The organism is Geothrix fuzhouensis (assembly GCF_024609325.1).
In the GTDB taxonomy this organism is placed as follows: Bacteria; Acidobacteriota; Holophagae; order Holophagales; family Holophagaceae; genus Geothrix; species Geothrix fuzhouensis.
The window spans coordinates 38,849-57,836 of sequence record NZ_JANHMQ010000005.1; the positions used below are offsets into that span (position 1 = coordinate 38,849).

Annotated in this window: 17 protein-coding genes; 8 read left to right on the plus strand and 9 right to left on the minus strand. The window is 66.6% G+C overall.

Annotated elements, in window-relative coordinates:
* Positions 1-14: 14 nt before the first annotated feature.
* The 3 genes from NOV74_RS14495 to NOV74_RS14505 form a co-directional block, all read right to left on the minus strand.
* Entirely contained in the window at positions 15-1,703 is a 1,689-nt protein-coding gene (locus NOV74_RS14495) for an alpha-amylase family glycosyl hydrolase (protein WP_257313948.1), read from the minus strand.
* Positions 1,704-1,773: 70 nt separating this feature from the next.
* Positions 1,774-3,132, minus strand: a complete 1,359-nt coding sequence (locus NOV74_RS14500) for a maltoporin (protein ID WP_257313950.1) — start codon at positions 3,130-3,132, stop codon at positions 1,774-1,776.
* A gap of 78 nt (positions 3,133-3,210) precedes the next feature.
* Positions 3,211-4,860: an alpha-glucosidase gene (locus NOV74_RS14505; protein WP_257313953.1), complete on the minus strand. Its 1,650-nt coding sequence runs from the start codon at positions 4,858-4,860 to the stop codon at positions 3,211-3,213.
* A gap of 442 nt (positions 4,861-5,302) precedes the next feature.
* Here NOV74_RS14505 and NOV74_RS14510 point away from each other — a divergent pair, with 442 nt between their 5' ends.
* The 5 genes from NOV74_RS14510 to NOV74_RS14530 all read left to right on the plus strand — a co-directional run bounded on the left by NOV74_RS14510 (position 5,303) and on the right by NOV74_RS14530 (position 11,357).
* Positions 5,303-6,337 carry a glucokinase gene (locus tag NOV74_RS14510; protein WP_257313956.1) on the plus strand — a complete coding sequence of 345 codons (1,035 nt, stop codon included), beginning with the start codon at positions 5,303-5,305 and terminating at the stop codon, positions 6,335-6,337.
* A 92-nt stretch (positions 6,338-6,429) separates the two neighbouring features.
* A complete protein-coding gene (locus tag NOV74_RS14515; protein WP_257313960.1) occupies positions 6,430-7,398 on the plus strand; it encodes a LacI family DNA-binding transcriptional regulator in 969 nt (322 codons plus the stop codon).
* A gap of 121 nt (positions 7,399-7,519) precedes the next feature.
* Complete coding sequence (locus tag NOV74_RS14520) at positions 7,520-8,422, plus strand: DUF4097 family beta strand repeat-containing protein (protein ID WP_257313963.1); 903 nt, start codon at positions 7,520-7,522, stop codon at positions 8,420-8,422.
* Positions 8,423-8,451: 29 nt separating this feature from the next.
* Positions 8,452-10,113: a M16 family metallopeptidase gene (locus NOV74_RS14525; protein WP_257313964.1), complete on the plus strand. Its 1,662-nt coding sequence runs from the start codon at positions 8,452-8,454 to the stop codon at positions 10,111-10,113.
* Complete coding sequence (locus tag NOV74_RS14530) at positions 10,110-11,357, plus strand: M16 family metallopeptidase (RefSeq protein WP_257313967.1); 1,248 nt, start codon at positions 10,110-10,112, stop codon at positions 11,355-11,357. Before NOV74_RS14525 ends, NOV74_RS14530 begins: the two co-directional genes overlap by 4 nt.
* A 28-nt stretch (positions 11,358-11,385) precedes the next feature.
* Here the strand turns inward: NOV74_RS14530 and NOV74_RS14535 are convergent, their stop codons facing one another.
* Both NOV74_RS14535 and NOV74_RS14540 read right to left on the minus strand, forming a co-directional pair.
* Positions 11,386-12,264 (minus strand): phosphoribosylaminoimidazolesuccinocarboxamide synthase, encoded by an 879-nt coding sequence (locus NOV74_RS14535; protein WP_257313970.1) that lies wholly within the window; start codon positions 12,262-12,264, stop codon positions 11,386-11,388.
* A gap of 84 nt (positions 12,265-12,348) precedes the next feature.
* Positions 12,349-13,392: a tetratricopeptide repeat protein gene (locus NOV74_RS14540; protein WP_257313973.1), complete on the minus strand. Its 1,044-nt coding sequence runs from the start codon at positions 13,390-13,392 to the stop codon at positions 12,349-12,351.
* A gap of 92 nt (positions 13,393-13,484) precedes the next feature.
* Between NOV74_RS14540 and NOV74_RS14545 the strand changes: the two genes are divergently transcribed.
* From NOV74_RS14545 to NOV74_RS14555, 3 genes are all read left to right on the plus strand, one after another.
* On the plus strand, positions 13,485-14,081 hold the full coding sequence (locus NOV74_RS14545; RefSeq protein WP_257313976.1) for a hypothetical protein: 597 nt from the start codon (positions 13,485-13,487) through the stop codon (positions 14,079-14,081).
* A gap of 137 nt (positions 14,082-14,218) precedes the next feature.
* Complete coding sequence (locus NOV74_RS14550; RefSeq protein WP_257313977.1) at positions 14,219-14,794, plus strand: hypothetical protein; 576 nt, start codon at positions 14,219-14,221, stop codon at positions 14,792-14,794.
* A 78-nt stretch (positions 14,795-14,872) separates the two neighbouring features.
* Positions 14,873-15,634: an MBL fold metallo-hydrolase gene (locus NOV74_RS14555; RefSeq protein ID WP_257313981.1), complete on the plus strand. Its 762-nt coding sequence runs from the start codon at positions 14,873-14,875 to the stop codon at positions 15,632-15,634.
* A gap of 7 nt (positions 15,635-15,641) precedes the next feature.
* Here NOV74_RS14555 and NOV74_RS14560 read toward each other — a convergent pair whose 3' ends face one another.
* The 4 genes from NOV74_RS14560 to atpG all read right to left on the minus strand — a co-directional run bounded on the left by NOV74_RS14560 (position 15,642) and on the right by atpG (position 18,938).
* Entirely contained in the window at positions 15,642-16,001 is a 360-nt protein-coding gene (locus NOV74_RS14560) for an Hpt domain-containing protein (RefSeq protein WP_257313984.1), read from the minus strand.
* Positions 16,002-16,090: 89 nt separating this feature from the next.
* Positions 16,091-16,513 (minus strand): ATP synthase F1 subunit epsilon, encoded by a 423-nt coding sequence (gene atpC, locus NOV74_RS14565; protein ID WP_257313986.1) that lies wholly within the window; start codon positions 16,511-16,513, stop codon positions 16,091-16,093.
* A 62-nt stretch (positions 16,514-16,575) separates the two neighbouring features.
* Positions 16,576-17,997, minus strand: a complete 1,422-nt coding sequence (gene atpD / locus NOV74_RS14570) for a F0F1 ATP synthase subunit beta (RefSeq protein ID WP_257313988.1) — start codon at positions 17,995-17,997, stop codon at positions 16,576-16,578.
* A gap of 59 nt (positions 17,998-18,056) precedes the next feature.
* The gene (gene atpG / locus NOV74_RS14575; protein WP_257313989.1) at positions 18,057-18,938 is read right to left on the minus strand and encodes an ATP synthase F1 subunit gamma; all 882 of its coding nucleotides are present in this window, start codon (positions 18,936-18,938) and stop codon (positions 18,057-18,059) included.
* Between the last annotated feature and the right edge of the window lie 50 nt (positions 18,939-18,988).

Here is an 18,988-nt window from a genome sequence, read left to right on the forward strand (position 1 = left end):
CCCGGAAAGCAAGGTCAGTTCAGGTCGCCGTGGAGGGTGCCTTGGAAGGCCGTGCCCGCCATATAGAGCACGCGGACACTGAATGGAGGCAGGCTGGTGGCGGTGTAGGTGTCACCGCTGAGGGCGCCGATGCCTTTCAGGTCGCCCAGGATGGCCCGCACGGGACCGGAGGCGGGCACGCCGAGGGTCGTCAGCCCGGAGACGGTGACGGTCTGGGCTGCCCCCGTGAGGTTCGCCACCACCAGCACCCGCTCGGTACCCGCGTCGCGCAGGTAGGCCAGCGCCTTGCCGGTGCCCACATCGGTGGAAAGGGTCGCGTAGCCGCCGCGCAGGGCCGGGTAGGTTTTCCGGGCCTGGATGAGGTACTTGCACCAGCTCAGGATGGAGTCGGGCTGGCCTGCCTGGGTCGCCACGGCCGCCCAATCCATGGGCTGGCGGAGGTTGATATCCGAACCCGCCTGGCCGGTCATGCCGACTTCATTGCCGTAGTAGAGGATGGGCGTGCCGGGGGACAACAGGTTCAGGGCCTCGGCCAGGATGATCCGGCCCCGGTCGCCGCCGTATTGGGTGCCGGGGCGGGAAATCAGGTTGTCGTGGTTCGAGTCGAAGGTGGCCGAGCGGTAGCCCGCCGGATAGGTGCGCTGCTCGTACTCCCAGAGGGAGGTCAGCTGCGTGGCATCCCCTCGGCTGATGGTGTTGTAGACGGCCCAGGGCGCGCTGAAGTCCAGGCACATGTGGAACTCGTTCGTGCCGTTGCCGTAGTAGGGCGTGACGCCTGAGGCGTCGTTGGTCCAGGCCTCGGCGATCATGGCCTTGCTGCTGTGCTTCGTCGGGTCGCCGCCCGGATGGGGATGGAAGTCGCCACTGTCGTACTCGTCCAGCAGCGCGCGGAAGGCCTGCAGCCGGGTGTGGGTGTCGGGCTGGTCGGCCTGCTGGCCGGGGCCGGTCTCGCAGAGGTAGCGGACCGCGTCCACCCGCATGCCGTCGAAGCCGCGGTCCAGCCAGAAGGCCTGGACCTTCTGCAGCTCCGCCTGGACGGCCGGGTTGTACCAGTTCAGGTCCGCCAGGGTGTCCGTGGCGAAGGACGTGTAGAAGTAGCCGGAGGCGCCGGATTTCCAGACATCCTGCGAGGTGCCGCCGCCCCAGGGAAGGCCCCAGCCCGCAGGCTGGCCGGCGCTCCAGATGTACCAGCTGTCCCGCGTGGCGGTGTTCGTGAACCAGGGGTGCTTCGTGGAGGTATGGTTCGGCACGAAGTCGAAGAGGATCCGCATCCCGCGGCCGTGGACGGCTTCGAGGAGGTTCTTGAGATCCGCGCGGGTGCCGAAGCGGTCGTTCACGGCGTAGTAGTCCGTCGTGTCGTACCCATGCATGTTGTCGCCCTTGTAGCTGCATTCGAAGATCGGCGACAGCCAGAGGGTGTTCACGCCCAAAGACTGGAGGTAGTCCAGCTTGCCCTGGAGTCCGGGCAGGTCGCCGATGCCGTCCTGATAGGCACCATCGGCGAAGGCCTTCACCCAGACGTGATAGACCACCGCGTCCCGGTACCAGCCGGGGGCATTCTCCAGCTGCTGCCCAGGCGCAATGGTGGTCGTGTCCACCGGGTAGCGGCTGGGACTGGTCGAGGATGGACCCACGCAGGCCACCCCGCCCACCAGGAGGAAGGCGAACAAGGCCGTGGCCGTCATCAGGCGAAAGGTCTTCACATCCGGTCCTTTGCGTCAGGAGCGAGGAAACGGCCCGCCCCGGAGGACGGGCCGTTTCGTCAGCCAGCCATTACCACCAGGCCTCGACCTGGGCGCCGAACGTCATGCCCTGGAGGGCGGTGCCGAACTGGCCTTCGCCGATCAGGTTCCAGTTGTTGGCGTTCTTGTTCCAGTCCGCGCGGGTCGCGAACAGGCGGATCACCGGGCGGCTCCAGAAGGAGGCCTGGGGGCTCCACTGCAGCGCGATGGTGTTCTTGAGGAGCTTGCGGGCCTCGTCCTCGTTGTCGAACTTCAGTTTGTCGAAGCCGACTTCATAGGCCACGCTGAAGTGTTTGGTGAAGAAGTAGACAGGGCGGACGCCCACAGAGGTCCAGGCGTTGGTCGTGCTCTCCATGGTGCCCTTGCCGTTCTGCTTCCGGTACTGCACCACACCTTGCATCTCGAGGTTGGACATAGGCTTGATGTAGAAGATGTCCATGACGTGCCACCAGTTGTTCTCGGTCTTCACGTCGGGGTTGTACCAGTTCCAGTAGGTGGAGCCGTTGCCCCAGGTGGCGTAGACGCGGTTATCGCCGCCGAGGACACCAGCCTGGTTGAGGATCAGGTTGTACTGGGTGCCCTTGTTCTTGTTGCCATCGTTCTCGAAGCCGGTTTTCGTGCGGGCTTCGTTGTACTGAACGCCGAAGGTCAGCGAGCCGCCTTCCCAAAGCTTGATGTCGGACGCGCGCAGGTCATGGGAGCCCACGACCGTGTGGCCGCCGCCGCCCACCCACTGACTGTAGGGGTTCACGGTACCCAGGATGGCGCCGTTGTTCCAGTCGCTGCCAAGGTTGCCGGTGTCATGCTGGATGTAGGCGTAATGCAGCTTGAGGGCGCCGAAGTCGATGTTCTCGATGCCCACGCCATCGCCGCTGTTGTTCCAGTACCACTGGTCCCGCAGGTGGAGATCCTGGCGCATGTAGAAGCGGCGGCCAGCCCAGATGGAGGCGTCCTTGAAGGGGCCACTGTTCCCGAAGATGCCGGTGGCCTCGCCCCAGGTCTCACGGAGGTAGACCATCTGGTTAGGCGTTGCGACCTTGCTGTTATCCACGTTGCCACCCGCGTCGGCCGAGGCGTCGCGCACCTGGTAGAACTGGCGGAAGGTGGGGCGGAAGTGCAGCTTGAAGGTGGTGTTGCCCTTCTCGTAGGCCTTCACGTCGACGGCCAGCTCGAGGTAGTTGTCGGTCTCGTTGCCGAGGCGGTAGCCGGGGCCGTTGGTGGGGGCGCCACCCGTGTTGGCCATGAAGAACGACACCTGTTCGCCGCCGTTCGAGGAACGGCCGACGCCGGCGCGCATGTAACCGTGGATTTCGACCACGTCATCGGCGAGGAGCGGTCCGCAGACCAGCGCCAAGGGCAACGCGGCCTTGATGAGGGAGAGAGACTTCATGGTCTTGCCTCCAGTGAGAGGAGCCGCGGGGGCGGCTGGGTGGGTGGGTGACTTGCGGAGGGAGGGCCGGCGCCTGGGTCAGGCCAGGCGACCGAAAAAACCTCCCCAAGGGGGAAGGTGGAGGTCCCGGCCCTCGAGATGACAGGCCGCGAGGCCGTGTCCCTGGAGGGGCTGCGCTGGAACCGGGAGCGTGTATGGAACGGGGGTGGGGCTCAGGTTGAAGACGGCCAGGATCCGCTCGGCCCCCTCCTCACGGCGAAGGGCCAGGATGGGCTCGGCGGTACGCTGGAAACGGAGGGTGCCGCGGCGAAGGGCCTCGGAGCCCTTGCGCCAGGCGAGGAAGCGCCGGTAGAAGCCCAGCACCGAATCAGGCGCAGGCGCCTGGACCGCCACGGAGCGGCGGAGGTGATCCGGGAACATTGGCAGCCAGGGTTCGACAGTCGAGAAGCCGCCCCAGGGTGGCTCGCTGGTCCACGGCATGGGGGTTCGGCAGCCATCCCGTCCCTTGAAGTCAGGCCAGAAGGCGATGCCGTAGGGATCGATGAGGCGGTCGAATGGCACTTCAGCTTCCGGAAGGCCCAGTTCCTCACCCTGATACACACAGAAACTCCCCCGGAGGGAGCCCAGCACCGCCAGCAGCAGCTTTGGGAACGCGGGATCGTCCACCCCCTTGCCCCAGCGGGTGACCGCCCGGACGCTGTCGTGGTTGGAGAGCGACCAGCAGCCCCACCCCCCGCCCGGGCGGACCCGGCGCTCGAACTCCTCCACCACGGACCGGATCCGTGTGGCGCTGAACTCGTCCGTGAAGAGGCTGAAGCCATAGGCCATGTGGAGCTTGTCGCCGTCCGCGGTGTATTCAGCCATGGTGGCGAGGGCGCCCTCATCCCCGATCTCGCCGACGCTCATGGCCCCGTACTGGTCCAGCAGCGTCCGCAGGCGTTTCAGGAAGCCTAGGTTCTCGGGCCGGGTCTTGTCGTAGCGATGGATCTGCCAGCCGTAGGGGTTGCCCTCCTTGACGGAGGTGAGCTCCACCGACCCGGGCCGGGCCGCCGGATTGTTCCTCAACTTCTGGTCATGGAAGTGGAAGTTGCAGGCGTCGAACCGGAAGCCGTCCACCCCGCGCTCCATCCAGAAGCGCACTTCCTCCAGCATCTGGGCCTGCACGGGCTCGTGGTGGAAATTCAGATCCGGCTGGGATTCCAGGAAGTTATGGAGGTAGTACTGCCGCCGCCGCGGCTCCCAGGTCCAGGCCGAGCCTCCGAAGACGGACTGCCAGTTGTTGGGGGGTGTGCCGTCGGGCTTGGCCTCGGCCCAGACGTACCAGTCCGCCTTGGCATTCGTGCGACTGGTGCGGCTCTCCTTGAACCAGGCGTGCTGGTCCGAGGAATGGGACAGCACCTGGTCGATGAGCACCTTCAGACCCAGGCGGTGCGCCTCGCCCACCAGCCGGTCGAAATCCGCCAGCGTGCCGAAGGTCGGATCCACGTCGCGGTAGTTCGACACGTCGTAGCCGAAATCCCTCATGGGCGACGTGAAGAAGGGGGAGATCCAGATGGCGTCCACACCCAAGTCAGCCACATGAGGGAGGTGCGCCGTGATCCCGGGCAGATCGCCGATGCCATCCCCATTCGTATCCTGGAAGCTCCGGGGATAGATCTGGTAGATCGCCGCCCCGCGCCACCATTCGGCACCGGAGGTTCGATGATCAACTGCGTCCCGGACGGGCATCGTCTAAGTTCCTTTGGGGGGCACGACGGGGTGGTGCGAATGGGCCTGAAAGCGAGTCAAATGAGCTATGTAACCGGTTACACAATCCTAAAAGCCAGCAGGTGAGTTCCCATGAGCCCGAAGGTGGAGATAGGAAGGCAGAGGAGGTGGATGCTTGAATGTAAACGGTTACAAAGAGGTCGCAGGTATGGTTGACCGACGTCACGGGTCTGTCAAGAAAGTTGTTTAGGAGGTGGGAACCTTTTCATGCGTCGCAATAAATCGGGTGTTTGAGCCCATTCCGGTGGCTTCGGGCTCGGGGATCGGCGCCCGCTCTCGGAGTGACGTCCCCCGATTCAGTGGACGACTGCCCTGGGAAGGGAGACCATCTGTATCCTGCTGGTTTCTCATGAAGGAATAACCGATCATGGGGCACCATTCGGTGGATTGAGGTGATGTTTCAGTGAATGCAACCGTTAACAATCTCATCCTGGTCGCGGATGTCGGTGGTACCAACCTCAACCTGGCCCTGCTGGTGCCCCAGGGCGGGGGCTACCGCGTTCATCGCAAGGACCGCTTCAGCACCCAGGGCGAGCCGTCTTTTCTTGCGCCCATCCAGCGATTCCTGGCGGCCGAGCCAGGCCACCGGCCGGTGCGGGCCTGTCTGGCCGGGGCTGGGCCGGTGGTCGATCACCGGATCCACCTCACCAACGCCCCCTGGGACATGGATGGACCCGAATTGGAACGGGAACTGGGCATCCCCGTGCGCCTGATCAACGACTTCACGGCCCTTTCCTGCGGCGTGCTCGGGTTGGACCTCACAGACGCCGGCCAGGTCACCCCCCTGCCTCACGGCGACGGCAGCCTGCCCGCGGTGGATCCTCGGGGCGTGATCTTGGTGGTGGGCGCCGGCACGGGTCTCGGCGTGGGTTTCCTCGTGCGCACCCCCCAGGGCCCACGGGCGTACCCCAGCGAGGGTGGGCACATCGGCCTGCCGGTGTTTGACGACGATTCGCTGGCGTTCTGGAGACACTTGGCCACGGGGCTGCCCGGCCCGCCAGGTGCCGAGTTGGCTGTCTCCGGGCAGGGGCTGGCGCGCATCTTCCAATTCCTCCTGGACTCCGGCCGGGCTTCCGGTACGGCGGACACCACCGCCATCCTGGACCTTCCCGCCGTGGACCAGCCGGCCGCCATCTCCGCCCGGGCCACTGCGGATCCGGTCTGCCGGCGCGCCATGGCGATGTTCGTGGACCTCTACGCACGAGTGTGTGCCGAACTCTGCGCCGTCTTCCTGCCCACGGGCGGGTTGTTCCTCGCCGGTGGCATCCCCGCCAAGAATGGGGCGCATCTCCTCAGCGGTGGCCGCTTCATGGCCCGCTTCGAACAGAACTACCGCACCCACCTAGACCATCTCTGCCGCGAGACCCCGGTGTTTCTGGTCCGGGACTACGATCTGAGCCTCTTCGGCGCGGCCCAGGCGCTCTCCTGCTTGGACTGAGCCGGCCGACCGCGCATTGACGCCCTGGAAACCGAACGGTATTCATGGATGAACGCATTCCCCACCTTCGCGCCCCTTTCCCGGCGGCCCCCATGAAGATCACCATCGGCGAGATCGCCCAGCAGGCTGGTGTCTCCACAGGCACGGTGAGCCGCGTCATCAACGGCAAGCCCACGGTGGCCGCCGAAACGCGGGCCACGGTCCTCGCCGTGATGAAGAAGCTCGGCTATGAGCCCGATCCCGTGGCGCGGGAGCTGTCTCGGCGCACCAAGCACACCCTCGGCATCTGGGTGGGCGCGGGCGAGAACCGGCTATCACCCTACTTCAACGTCATCTGGCGGGCCCTGCTGCGCGAGATGCAGCTCCACGCCACGCAGTTCGTGGAACTTCCGGTGGACATCACCTCCGTGCGACGGCGCCTGGACGCGGTGCTGATGTTTCATTGCGCCGACATCGATCAGCGCCTGGCCACCCTGTGGCGGCGCGGCGTGCCCGGCGCGCTCATCGGCCACCATCCCGGCGTATCCTGTGTGGCCCCCGACGACATCGGCGGCGGCCGACTCGCCGCGGCCCGGCTCCTGGCCCTGGGGCACCGGGACATGCTGCACCTCACCGTGGCCGATGAACACCAGTGGGCGGTGGATCGTGCGGCCGGCTTCACCGCTGCCCTCGCCGAGAGCGGGGGAGCTTCCCTGGTTCCGGTCATCTTGCGGGGCAGTGGCTCGGTACTCGGCGGCTACCGGCTCATGCGCGATGCCTGGCAGCAGGGCCACCGGCCCACGGGAATCTTCTGCGCCACCGACGAAATGGCCGTGGGGGCCCTGGGCGCCCTGGCCGATCTGGGAGTTTCCGTGCCTGATCAGGTCTCCGTGCTGGGTTTCGACGGCCTCGTGGATCTCTACCCCGGCCTGGCCTCCGTGGCCCAGGACATCCCCGCCATCGCCCACGAGGCCGTCACCCTCGCCCTTGGCGCCATCGAACGCGATGCCATCCGGCATATCGTCGTCCCTGTGAAGATCGTCGAGGGGGCCACGCTGGGGCCGGCCCCGAAAAAAGCCTGACTCGGGGCGATCCCCGTCCCCCTCAGGCCCACTGGAAGCGATCGTGACTAAACGTAGCCGCTGCAGTACCGTGAACATGACATCCAGGCCCGCCCTGGTTCTTTCTCCCCCGGGAGCCGCCATGAACGTTTCCAGCCGTTGGATCCCCTTGTTCCTGCTCGGGAGCGCCCTGCTGGCCCAGGCTCCCCCACCCCCGCCGCCGCCTGCCCCTCCGGCGCCGCCCGCGCCCATGATTGGGGTGGATGTCCCTTCCGGATCCCGGACGGAGCAGCGGACGGAGAAGTTGACCTACGGCTCGAAGCTCTGGGTGAAGAACCGCAATGGCGGCATCCGGGTGACCGGCTGGGACAAGGAGGAGGTCGCCCTCACCGCCCAGATCCGCGACAGCGAGAAGCGCCGGGTGGAGTTGGTGCTCCAGCGGAAGGGATCGGACCTGGACATCGAGGCGATGTTCCAGCAGCCCTCCTGGAGCTTCGGCCTCTACATTAGCCCCCGTTGCGAGATGACCCTCCAGGTGCCCCGCCGGGTCCTGGGCTATTTCCGCACCACCAACGGCACTGTGGCCGTGGACCATCTTGAGGGCTACGCCCGATGCGAGGCCACCAACGGCGCCATTCTGGTTTCCGACGTGCGCGGGGAAGTCCAGGTGGACACCACCAATGGCCCCATCGAGGCCCGGAACCTGGCGGCGCGGATCAAAGGGGGCACCACCAACGGGCGCATCGTCCTTGAGGACGTGGCCGGCGGCATCCGCCTGGAGACCACCAACGGTAGCGTCCGCGCCCGGAACCTGGACGGCTGGGGGGAGGGCATCTACCTAGAATCCACCAATGGCAGCATCGAGGTGGACCTCGGCAAGGCCTCTGGCGTGCTGTTGGCCGAGAACAGCAACGGGTCCATGGACATCAAAGTCCCCGGCGCCCAGGTCATCGAGATCACCAAGCACAGCGCCCACGTGAAGGTGCCCGGCCGGACCCAGTCCATCCGCCTCGAAACCACCAACGGCAGCATCCGGGTCAAGTAGTACCCGGGACCAGTAGTACCCTTGGGGCCATGCGACGCCTGGCCCTGCTCCTCCTCGCCGCCCTGGGCCTGAACGCCCAGGCGCTCCACCTCGACGAGGTGCAGGAGCGGCGGCTGGCCAATGGCGTTCGACTGCTGGTGGTGGAACGGCGGGGCCTCAACGCGTTTCACGCAGCCCTGGTCTTCCGCGGCGGGCGGGCGGAAGAACCCCCGGCCCTGGCCGGCGCCACCGACCTGCTGGCTCGTACCCTCTACGGTGCCACTTGGCCCGAGGACCTGGAGGCCTCGAAAGGGGCTGGCTCCCTGGACGCCCTGCTCAAGGAGGAGGAGGGCCTGCTCGAATCTCTGCGCCTGGAACGGCTCCGCCAACGAAAGGACCCGGCCGCCGCCAGCCAGGCCTCGGCCCTGGGGGCCAGTCTTTGGACTCTGCACGAGGCCGTGCGCGCCCGGTTCTCTAGCTCACCACTCATGGATGTGTATGCCGCCCGGGGCGGACGGCAGACCGCCGTTGCCAGCGCGGACGCTCTGCTGGTCCAGACCGAGCTGCCCATGGCCGCCTTCGAATTCTGGTGCCACACCGAGGCCCAGCGGCTGGCCATCCTTCAGCTCAGCCGGTTCTCGGAAGCCCGAGCCGCCTTGGCGGCGGAACTGCGCGGCCAGGGTTCCCAGGGACTGGCGCTGCTCCAGGGTGCTGCCTTGCCCGGCCACCCCTACGGCCGGGATCTGGCCGATCACCTCCCCGCCCTGGAGGCCATGCGGCGCTCAGAGCTGCAGACTTGGGCCCGCCGCGCCTGCGGGCCGGACCGGCTCACCGTGGTGCTGATCGGTGGCCTGGCGATGGAGGCGGTCCTGCCGCTGGTGGAGCGCAGCTTCGGCGCCCTGCCCACCGTGCAGGAGGCCGAGGATCCGCTCCTGCCCGAGATTCCGGCCGACCTGGGGGATCGGCACATCCAAGCCTCTCTCGGCGGCGCGCCCGGATTGTTGGTGGGCTGGCGCATTCCTCCCCGTCCCGACCGTGAGCACCTGGCCTTGCGCCTGGCGGCCTGCCTGTTGGGTGGAGGTCCCTCCGGGCGGCTGACCCAGCGGCTCGTACACCAGAAGGCCTTGGCCCAATCCGTGGAGGTCCGGATGGACCTGCCTGGGGGACGCCTGCCGGGCCTGCTCGTGATCAGCCTGGTTCCCACCGAAGGGCACAGCCTCGCCGAACTCGAAGGCGCCCTCCATACCGAGATCCTGCGGCTCCAGCAGGAACCCATTCCCGCGGAGGAGTGGCAGCGGGCTCTGACCCAGATCGACGTGGACCAGCTCCGCGTCCAGGACGAACCCGCAGCCCTGGCCCGGGCCCTGTGCCTCGCCTGGGTCGAAGCCGGCGATTGGCGGCAGGCAGAACAGGAGCTCCAGCGCCTGCGGAATGTCGGACCCGAGGCCGTCCAGGCCGCAGCGCGGACCTGGCTGAATCCCAGCCACCGGACCACGCTCTGGCTGCAGGCCGGAACGGACGCAGGCCAAGACCCCCTGGAGGCAGAGACGGCGCGGGTATTGAAGGCCCTGGCGGCCACCCGCATCGAGGACCTGGCCCAACGGGAGCACATGGTTGCGGAAGGGCTCCGCCAGCTCCGCATGCTCAGCATGGAAGAGCGGCGCCGCACCCTCAAGCTGCTGGAAGCCCAACTCTCCCCGGAGAAGCGATGAGATCCTTGGCGACCCTCGCGGCCTTCATCCTGACGGTCCAGGGCCAGGCCCTGCCCTCGATCCGACCCCAGATGTTCACCCTGCCCAATGGCTTGCGCGTGGTGCTGCTGGAGGATCATGAGCGCCCCCTGGTCCGGGCCCGCCTGCATCTGACCCTGGACAGCGAGGCCGCCACCCGCCCTGGGCTCGCCCCTCTGGCCCTGCGCGTACTCAGGCATTCGGATGCAGCCGCCTTCCGGATGGAAGACTTCGAGCAACTTCTGGCGGGAGCGGGCATCGAGCTGACCTCGGCCCTCCGATCGGATGGGCTCTCCTGGAGCCTGCTGGCCCGCAGCCGCGACCAGGATCTGGCCCTGGGCCTGCTCGCGGACCGGGCCTTCCGCTCGATCGTGGATCCCGCCACGCTGGAGGCCGAGCGCCTCGCCTGCTGGCGGGAGACGGAGCGTCTGGACGCTTCGCCTCGAGCGAAGCTGCGCTCGCTCCTGGAACCTGACTGGACCCTCCAGGCACCCACCCTCGCGCGCCTGACCGCCATCACGTACGAGGATCTGCTCGCGTTCTACGCCCGCACCCTGCGGCCCGACCGCGCGGTGCTGGTCCTCCAGGGCGACCTCGGGCAGGAACAGGCCAAGCGCCTTGTGGTGCTGAGCTTCGGAACCTGGACCGTCCAGCCGCCACCTCCCGTTCCGGGGGCCCCGACGTCGGTACCAGCTCCTGCTCCCACACCAGCCTCCTCACCTGCCGCCCCCTCGCCAGAGGCCCAGCGAATCCAAGTGGCCCTAGCCGGGGCTGGCCTGCGAGCGATGGCGGTGGCGGCGGAGCCCGAAGATCTGGGGGTGGAGGCTGGAGCCTTGCTGGCGCTGCTCCTTCCCGGGAATCCGGTGTTGTTCCCCGCGCAGGTCACGCTGGAGGGCCAGGATCTGGTCGCTATCCTGGACGCGGAACCCCTGGGGTCCCCATCCGCCGTCGAGACTTCCCTGCGGGAGCGCCTCCAGACGCTCAGACAGCGCGGCTTCACAGAACAGGACCTGGACCGGGCCCGGGCCGCCTGGCTCGCAGGCCGGGCCCTCACGAGTCTCCATCCCGGATCCATGGTAGACGAGGCCCTGGCCGAGGCCCGGGGGCGGGCGGTCACCCCGGAAGGCATGGCGGCCGTCACCCTGGGCCACCTGAACGAGGCCCTTCGCCGTTGGCTGGATCCCGCCCGCTTGCATACCGGTGTGGTGGGCGGATCGAACCGCTGAAATCCCCAGTCCCCCGGAGCCGACCAGGTCAGATGGTCACGCCGAAGCGCGAGGCGAGATCCAGGTACCGGGCCCGGATGCCTTCGATGATCGCAGGAGGCAGGTGCGGCGCGGGTGGTTGCTTGTCCCAGCCCGGCAGGGTCTCGAGGTAGTCGCGCAGGAACTGCTTGTCCAGGCTCGGCGGATTCTTCCCCGGCGCCCAGCTGTCCGCCAACCAATAGCGGCTGCTGTCCGGCGTGAGGGCCTCGTCGATGAGGATCAGTTCGCCCGCGTCGCTCAGCCCGAATTCGAACTTGGTGTCCGCCAGCAGGATCCCCCGCTGGGCCGCCAGTTCCGCGCCGCGACGATAGAGGGCGAGGCTCAGGTCCCGCAGCCGAACCGCCAAGTCCGCACCCACGATCTCGGCCATCTGCTCGAAGCTGATGTTCTCGTCGTGGCCTTCCTCTGCCTTGGTGGCGGGCGTGAAGATGGGCTCCGGTAGCCGGTCCGCGAGGCGCAGGCCCGAAGGCAGCGCCACCCCGCACACGGCCCCGCTGGCCTGGTATTCCTTCCAGCCGCTGCCTGCCAGATAGCCACGCACCACGCATTCCACGGGCAGGGGTCGGGTCTTCTCCACCACGACCGCGCGGCCATCCAGGGCCTCGCGGTGGGCTTCCAGAACGGCGGGCCAGCCCAGGCTGCCGCGGAAATGGTTCGGCACCAGATCCTCGGTGGCCGCGAACCAATAGGCGGCTACGGCGGTGAGGATGCGACCCTTGTCGGGAATGCCTTCGGGCATCACGCAATCGAAGGCACTGATGCGGTCGGTGGCCACGATGAGCAACTGCTTGCCCAGGTCGTACACATCGCGCACCTTGCCCCGGCGAAAGATGGGAAAGGGGAGATCGGTGCTCAGCAAGACGGACATGGGGCCCCCGAAATGAAAACCCATCTTAGCTGTCGGCCGTCACCGGTCGGTCACTGACCTCCGAAAGCCGATCGTTGACAGCTCCTAGACCAGATCCGGCAACCGCCTGGGCGTCGGGGCGGACCAGTTCAGGCCCCCGGGCAGCAGGGCGTAGCGGTTCATGACGCCTGCCCAGCGCGCCAGCTCAGATTCGCGCACCGTGCCGTCGGGCCCCGTGAGGGGCAGGCCCAGGAACTGGATGAAATCCTGGATTTCGGCGCCGGACACGCCCAACAGAGGCGGCAGGGCCTCCAAGCTGTGGGACCGATCCGCGGCCGGAGGCGCCAACAGGCGGTAGTCGAAGGTCTCTCGCAAGACCGAGGCCGTGGCCGCGGGATCCAGTTCCTGGGCTGCGTCCAGATGGGGAAAGGGGTTCCCCCCCAGCAGCCCCAGGGCCTGGGCCATGCCGAGGTGGGCCAGCAGGTGGACCGGCTGCGCCTTGAGCACGCCTTCAAAGGCATCCCTGGCTTCCTGGGCCCGGCCCAGGCGCAGCAGGGCTTCGCCCTGGCGCAGGCGCGCCTCCATCCGACCAGGCTCGGCCTTGGTCCAGCGCTCCGCGACCGCGGCCATCTCTTCGGCCATGCCCTGGGCGCGGAAGAACCCAGCCAGGTAGGCGAGGCTGGCGACGTCTTTGGGGGCCAGGAGCAGCAGCCGATCCAGGACTTCGGCCGCACGAAGGCTCTGGCCCTCCTGATCCAGCCGGTTCGCCCAGTCCCGCAGAATCTCCACCTGCCCTGCCACGGGATGGTTCGGGGTGGAGCGCGCCGCCTCGGCGGGGTGGAGCAGCTGGGTCCTCACCCACAGGTAACGGAGGGCGTTGCGCCCCTCCGGCCCGGCCAGTTCCTCCTCGATGGCATGGATGACCGTTTTGAGGCCGTGCTCCCATAGCGGTGGCACGGGCATCTGCACATGCGTCCGCAGCTGTCGGCTGAGGGGTTCCAGGGTATTGCCGCTCCTGCCCAGGTGGAGGTGCAGCCGAATCAGCTCCAGCCCTGGTTCCAAACCGGATTGGAAGGCCACCCGCAGGGCCAGCTCGCCCGTGTCGGGGTCGAAGCCGTCCAAGATCAGGAAGCGCAGATGGGCCCGCATGACCTGAGGTTAGCAAGACCTTGGCAAGGATGGAGATTGACCGTACCCGGGCCAGAGCCGATGATGCACTATCTGCTGAATTGGAGGACCCCATGCGCAAGAAGCTGCTCGTTCTCTCTGCACTGACCGCGCTGGCCGCCATTCCGGCCTCCGCCGGCGAGCTGGGCGTGCTGGTGGACAAGCAAGTCGGCAAAGCCCAGGTTGCGTCCTTCGGCACCGGCCAGAAGTACGATGCCGTGAGCCCCACGGGCTTCGCCCTCCGGGCCGGCTTTGACGTGGTCGACCTCAAAGTGGCCGCCCTCCAGCTGAACGCCACCTGGCACAACAAGACCACCGGCGACCTGACCTACGGCGGCACCAAGTACGGCGAGCTGGAGAACCAGTACTGGGCAGTGGGCGCCATGGTGAACTGGAAGCTCCTGGTGAACGTGGGCGCTGGCGTGGAATACCGCTCTGAGAACCTTACCTGGCGCCCCACCAGCGGTCCCAGTACCGACAGCACTCTGGGGCGTCCCTGGGCCCGCGTGAATGTGGGCTTCAGCATCCCCACCCCCATCGTGAGCCCCTTCTTCGCCGTGGAAGTGGCCGCGCCCCTTTCCAAGAAGGACACCACCGCCACCTACAAAGACCTCAGCGAGGCCCTGGCCCCCCAGGTGCAGATCGGGATCTACGGCGGCATCCGCTTCTAAGCGCCCGTTGAAAAATCTCCGCTTCACTGGGATCCCTTGAACTGGATCCCTTTTTTTGCGGGTCGGAACTGGATTTCGACGCCCCATTCCAGGAGGATAGGGTAAAGTTTACCCGTCCCGCCCTTTGGAGCCTGCTCATGAAAAAGCTTGTCCTGCCCCTGCTCCTCGTAGCGCCTCTCGCGGCCCAGAGCTTCGAGTTGGGGCTCAATGTCTCCCGGCAGCAGTACCCCAGCCACACCGAATTGGGCGCGTTCAAGGTCGAGCCCCAGGACAAGACGGTGGTGGCTGGCCGCTTCGGCTACGCCATCGTGGACCTGGGCCCGGCCCTCTTCCAAATCACGGCCGCCTACCAGCCCAAGGTGGACACTAACGTGAAGGTGAACGGCACGACCTCTCCGACTCAGCTCGGCCAGGAGTACTGGGGCGTGGGCGCCATGTTCAATTTCAAGGCCGTCGTCGCCGTGGGCGCCGGCGTGGAGTACCGCTCCGAGAAGCTGTCCACGCCCGGAGTCAGCACCACCTACGGCCGCCCTTGGGTGCGCATCAATGCCGGCTATGCCTTCCCGACCCCTCTGGTGAAGCCCTTCATCGGCATCGAGGTGGCAGCGCCCCTCGTCAAGAAGGATTACAGCGATTCCCTCGGCCAGGAGGACCTGCTCAAAGCCTTCGCACCCAAGCTCCAGGTCGGTGTCTACGGCGGCATCCGATTCTAGACTTCAACTGTCGTGCGTGAAAGGGGCGCCCACCGGCGCCCCTTTTCCGTATGATGAAGGCTCATTTACCGAGGGACAATGGAACTCCGGGTCCTGGGCTGCAGCGGCGGAGAGGCCGAAGGTGAGCGCCTGACGGGGCTCCTCGTGAACGGCTGCGTGGCCATCGACGCCGGCTCCATCACCGCGGCCCTGACCGTCGAGGAGCAGGTGAGGATCCAGCACGTGTTCCTCAGCCACTCGCACCTGGACCACATCTGCACCCTGCCGTTCTTCACCAAGAACATCTTCGGGCACACCCACGAAGCGGTGGAGATCCATGCCCTGCCCGAAACCCTCGACGCCCTGCGCCGCCACCTCTTCAACGATGAGCTTTGGCCCGACTTCAGCGTGATCCCCAGCCCCAACGATCCCACCATCCGGTACACCGAGATCGAACCCGAGCACACCTACCATGTGTGCGGCCTGCACATCACACCCATCCGGGTGAACCACCTGGTGCCCTGCGTGGGCTACAAGGTGGACGACGGGAAGGATGCCTTCATCTTCACCAGCGACACCGCAGAGACTGGCCGCATCTGGGAAGTGGCCAACACCACGCCCAACCTGCGCCTGGTCATCACGGAGGCCAGCTTCCCCAACGAGCAGGCTGGCCTGGCCGAGGCCTCCAAGCACCTCACCCCCGCCAAACTCGGCGCCGAATTGAAGAAGCTGCATCGCGACGTGCCCGTGCGGGTCTACCACCTCACCCCCGGCGACAAGGCCACCATGCTGCCGCAACTTCTGGCTCTGGGTGAGCCCCGCATCAGCCTGCTGGCCCAGGATGAGCGGCTCTCCTGGTGATCCCGCTTCAGGCTTCGGGAAAGGCTGCCTGGAGGGCCGCCAGGGCCTCCTCATAGGCGCCCGGGAAGATCTCCACCAGCTCCTGCGCCCCATTCCAATGGCCTTCCCGAAGTTGGTCCTCCACCTGGCGGACGCGTTCCGCGAACCGCTGGAGCCCCAAAGTGCCCAGGCCTCCCTTCAGCTGGTGGACCGCTCCGAGGGCCGCCTCCAGGTCCGTGGCCTCCAGGGCCTTTCGCAAAGCCGCCAGCCGGACAGGAGCATCAGCCTTGAGCAGCGCGATCAACTCCCCCACGAGACCCGATTCCGCCCCCATGTCCAGGAGAGCCTGGAGGGGTTGAGGATCAAGCACGGGAAGCAGGTTGGCCAAGGCGACTCCATCGGGCTATGGTGACCCGACCTCATCGGCCCAGGAGAAGGGGTCCATGAGGTTGGGTAATGAAGGCGATGGTCAGGAGTTCAGAATCCGTGGCCTGCGGGATGGCCGGCGGCCTGGAGGCGGATGAGGCTGGCATCGAGGGCGGCCTGTGCGGAGGTCAGGTCATGCTCGGTGACGGCCTCCTTCAGGAGCTTGAGGGCCCGCTGGCGCTGGGCCTCGACCTGCTCCAGGTCGATCATGTCCACGGTCTCGCTTTCCCGGGCCAGGATGGTGACCCGGTCGGGACCCACTTCCGCGAAGCCGCCGAAGACCGTCAGCCAGTGCTTCTGGCCATCCTGGACGTAGTACAGCAGGCCATCGCCCACGGCAGTCATCAGGGGCGTGTGGCCCGGCAGGATGCCGTAGTAGCCGCGAGCGGCTGTGGGGAACTGCACCTCGGAGACTTCGGCCGAAAAGACCGGCCGCTCCGGCGTCACCACTTCCAGTTTGATGGATTGAGACATGGCAGGCTCTTTTCAAGGCTCGGAATCCGCTCGCGCGGATTCCGAGTTGGAGAAAGACAGAACTAAACGGCGGCGAGCTTTTCGGCCTTCTCGACGGCTTCCTCGATGGTGCCGACAAGGTAGAAAGCCTGCTCGGGCAGGTGATCCCACTTGCCGTCGCAGATCTCGCTGAAGCCCTTGATGCTGTCCTCGAGCTTCACGTACTTGCCCGACATGCCCGTGAACTGCTCAGCCACGAAGAAGGGCTGGCTGAGGAAGCGCTGGATCTTGCGGGCACGGGCCACGACGAGCTTATCGTCGTCGGAGAGCTCGTCCATGCCGAGGATGGCGATGATGTCCTGCAGCTCTTTGTACTTCTGCAGGATCGCCTTGACGCGCATGGCGGTGTTGTAGTGGTGGTCGCCCAGGATGCGGGGATCCAGCAGGCGGCTGGTGGACGCCAGGGGATCCACAGCCGGGTAGATGCCCAGGGCCGCGATCTCACGGGAGAGGTTGGTGGTGGCGTCCAGGTGGGCAAAGGTGGTGGCGGGCGCGGGATCGGTGTAGTCATCGGCGGGCACGTACACCGCCTGCACGGAGGTGATGGAGCCCTTCTTCGTGGAGGTGATGCGCTCCTGCAGCTCGCCCATCTCCGTGGCCAGGGTCGGCTGGTAGCCCACGGCGGAGGGCATGCGGCCCAGCAGCGCGGACACTTCGGCGCCGGCCTGGGTGAAGCGGAAGATGTTGTCCACGAAGAGCAGCACGTCCTTGCCTTCCACGTCGCGGAAGTACTCGGCGACGGTGAGGCCGGTGAGCGCCACGCGGGCACGGGCTCCGGGGGGTTCGGTCATTTGGCCGTAAATGAGCGCCACCTTGCTCTTCGACAGGTCGTTCTTGTCGATGACGCCGGAGTCCATCATCTCGTGCCAGAGGTCGTTGCCCTCGCGGGTGCGCTCGCCGACACCGGCGAACACGGAGTAGCCGCCGTGGCCCTTGGCGATGTTGTTGATGAGTTCCATGATCAGCACCGTCTTGCCCACGCCGGCACCGCCGAAGAGGCCCGTCTTGCCGCCCTTCGCGTAGGGTTCCAGCAGGTCGATGACCTTGATGCCCGTCTCGAACATCTCAGAGGTGGTATTCAGCTCCTCGTACTTGGGGGCCTCGCGGTGGATGGGCAGGGTCATCTTGTGGCCGATGGGCCCGCGCTCGTCGACGGGGTCGCCCACCACGTTGATGATGCGGCCAAGGGTTTCAGGTCCCACAGGCACGTTGATGGGCTTGCCCGTATCCGTCACGATCTGGCCGCGGATCATGCCCTCGGTGGGCTGCATGGACACGCAGCGGACGCGGTTCTCGCCAAGATGCTGCTGCACTTCCAGCGTCACGGTGACGCCGGCGATCTCGGTGAGCAGCGCGTTCATGATTTCCGGCAGGTGGCTGCCGAACTCGACGTCCACGGCGGGACCGACGATCGCGATCACGCGGCCTTGAAGGTTGATTGACATGGGGAACCTCGACGAAGGAATGGGCGCTGGGTGCGACTGCTGGATACGAGGGTTGGGGATCAGGCGTTGGCGCCCGAAACGATCTCGATGATCTGGTTGGTGATGCTGGCCTGGCGGATCTTGTTCATGGTCAGGGTCAGCTGGGCGATCATCTCGCCGGCATTGTTGCTGGCCTTGTCCATGGCCGCCATGCGGGCACCATGTTCGGAGGCGCTGCTCTCCAACAGGTTGCGGAGCAGTTCGGTCTCCACGAAGCGGGGCAGCAGGGTCTCCAGCACCGAGTTGGGATCGGGTTCGAGCAGGTGGGACACTTCAAGCGCCTCCCGGCCTTCCGCGAGGCGATCCAGTTCCATGGGGAAGACCCGGAACACGGTGGGTGTCTGGGACATGGGGCTGTTGAAGTAGTTGTAGATGATGTAGAGCGCGTCGATCTCCCCGGCGTGGTACTGGGCGGCAGCGCCTTCGGAGATCTCGGTCACCACGCGCTGGAAGCCCGCGAGGGGAATGCCAAGGTACTCCCCCGCCGCGGTCAGCTGGTGCTTGCGCGCCCACTCGGCTGCGCGCTTGCCCACCACGTCCAGGTGGACGATCTCGGCGGTAGTCTCCGCCACGAAGGTGCTGGCGGCCTTGAGTACGTTGGCGTTGAAGCCACCGCAAAGGCCCTTGTCCGAGGCCACCAGGACCACGCGGATGCGCTTCTCTTCGCGGGGGGACAGGAACGCCTGGGCCGCGGGGCCGGGCTGGATCTCGACATCACCCTGGATCCGGCTCACGACCCGGCGGACGACTTCCATCATCTTCCCGGCGTAGGGGCGCAAGGCCACCAGGCGCTCTTGAGCCTTCCGCAGCTTCACCGCGGAGATCATCTTCATGGCCTTGGTGACCTGCTGAGTGTTCTTGACTGACCGAATACGGCGTCGGATGTCTTGGAGGCCGGCCATGGCTAGTTACTCCAATCCGAAAGGGGTCGGTAAGGCAAGCTCATGGCCTT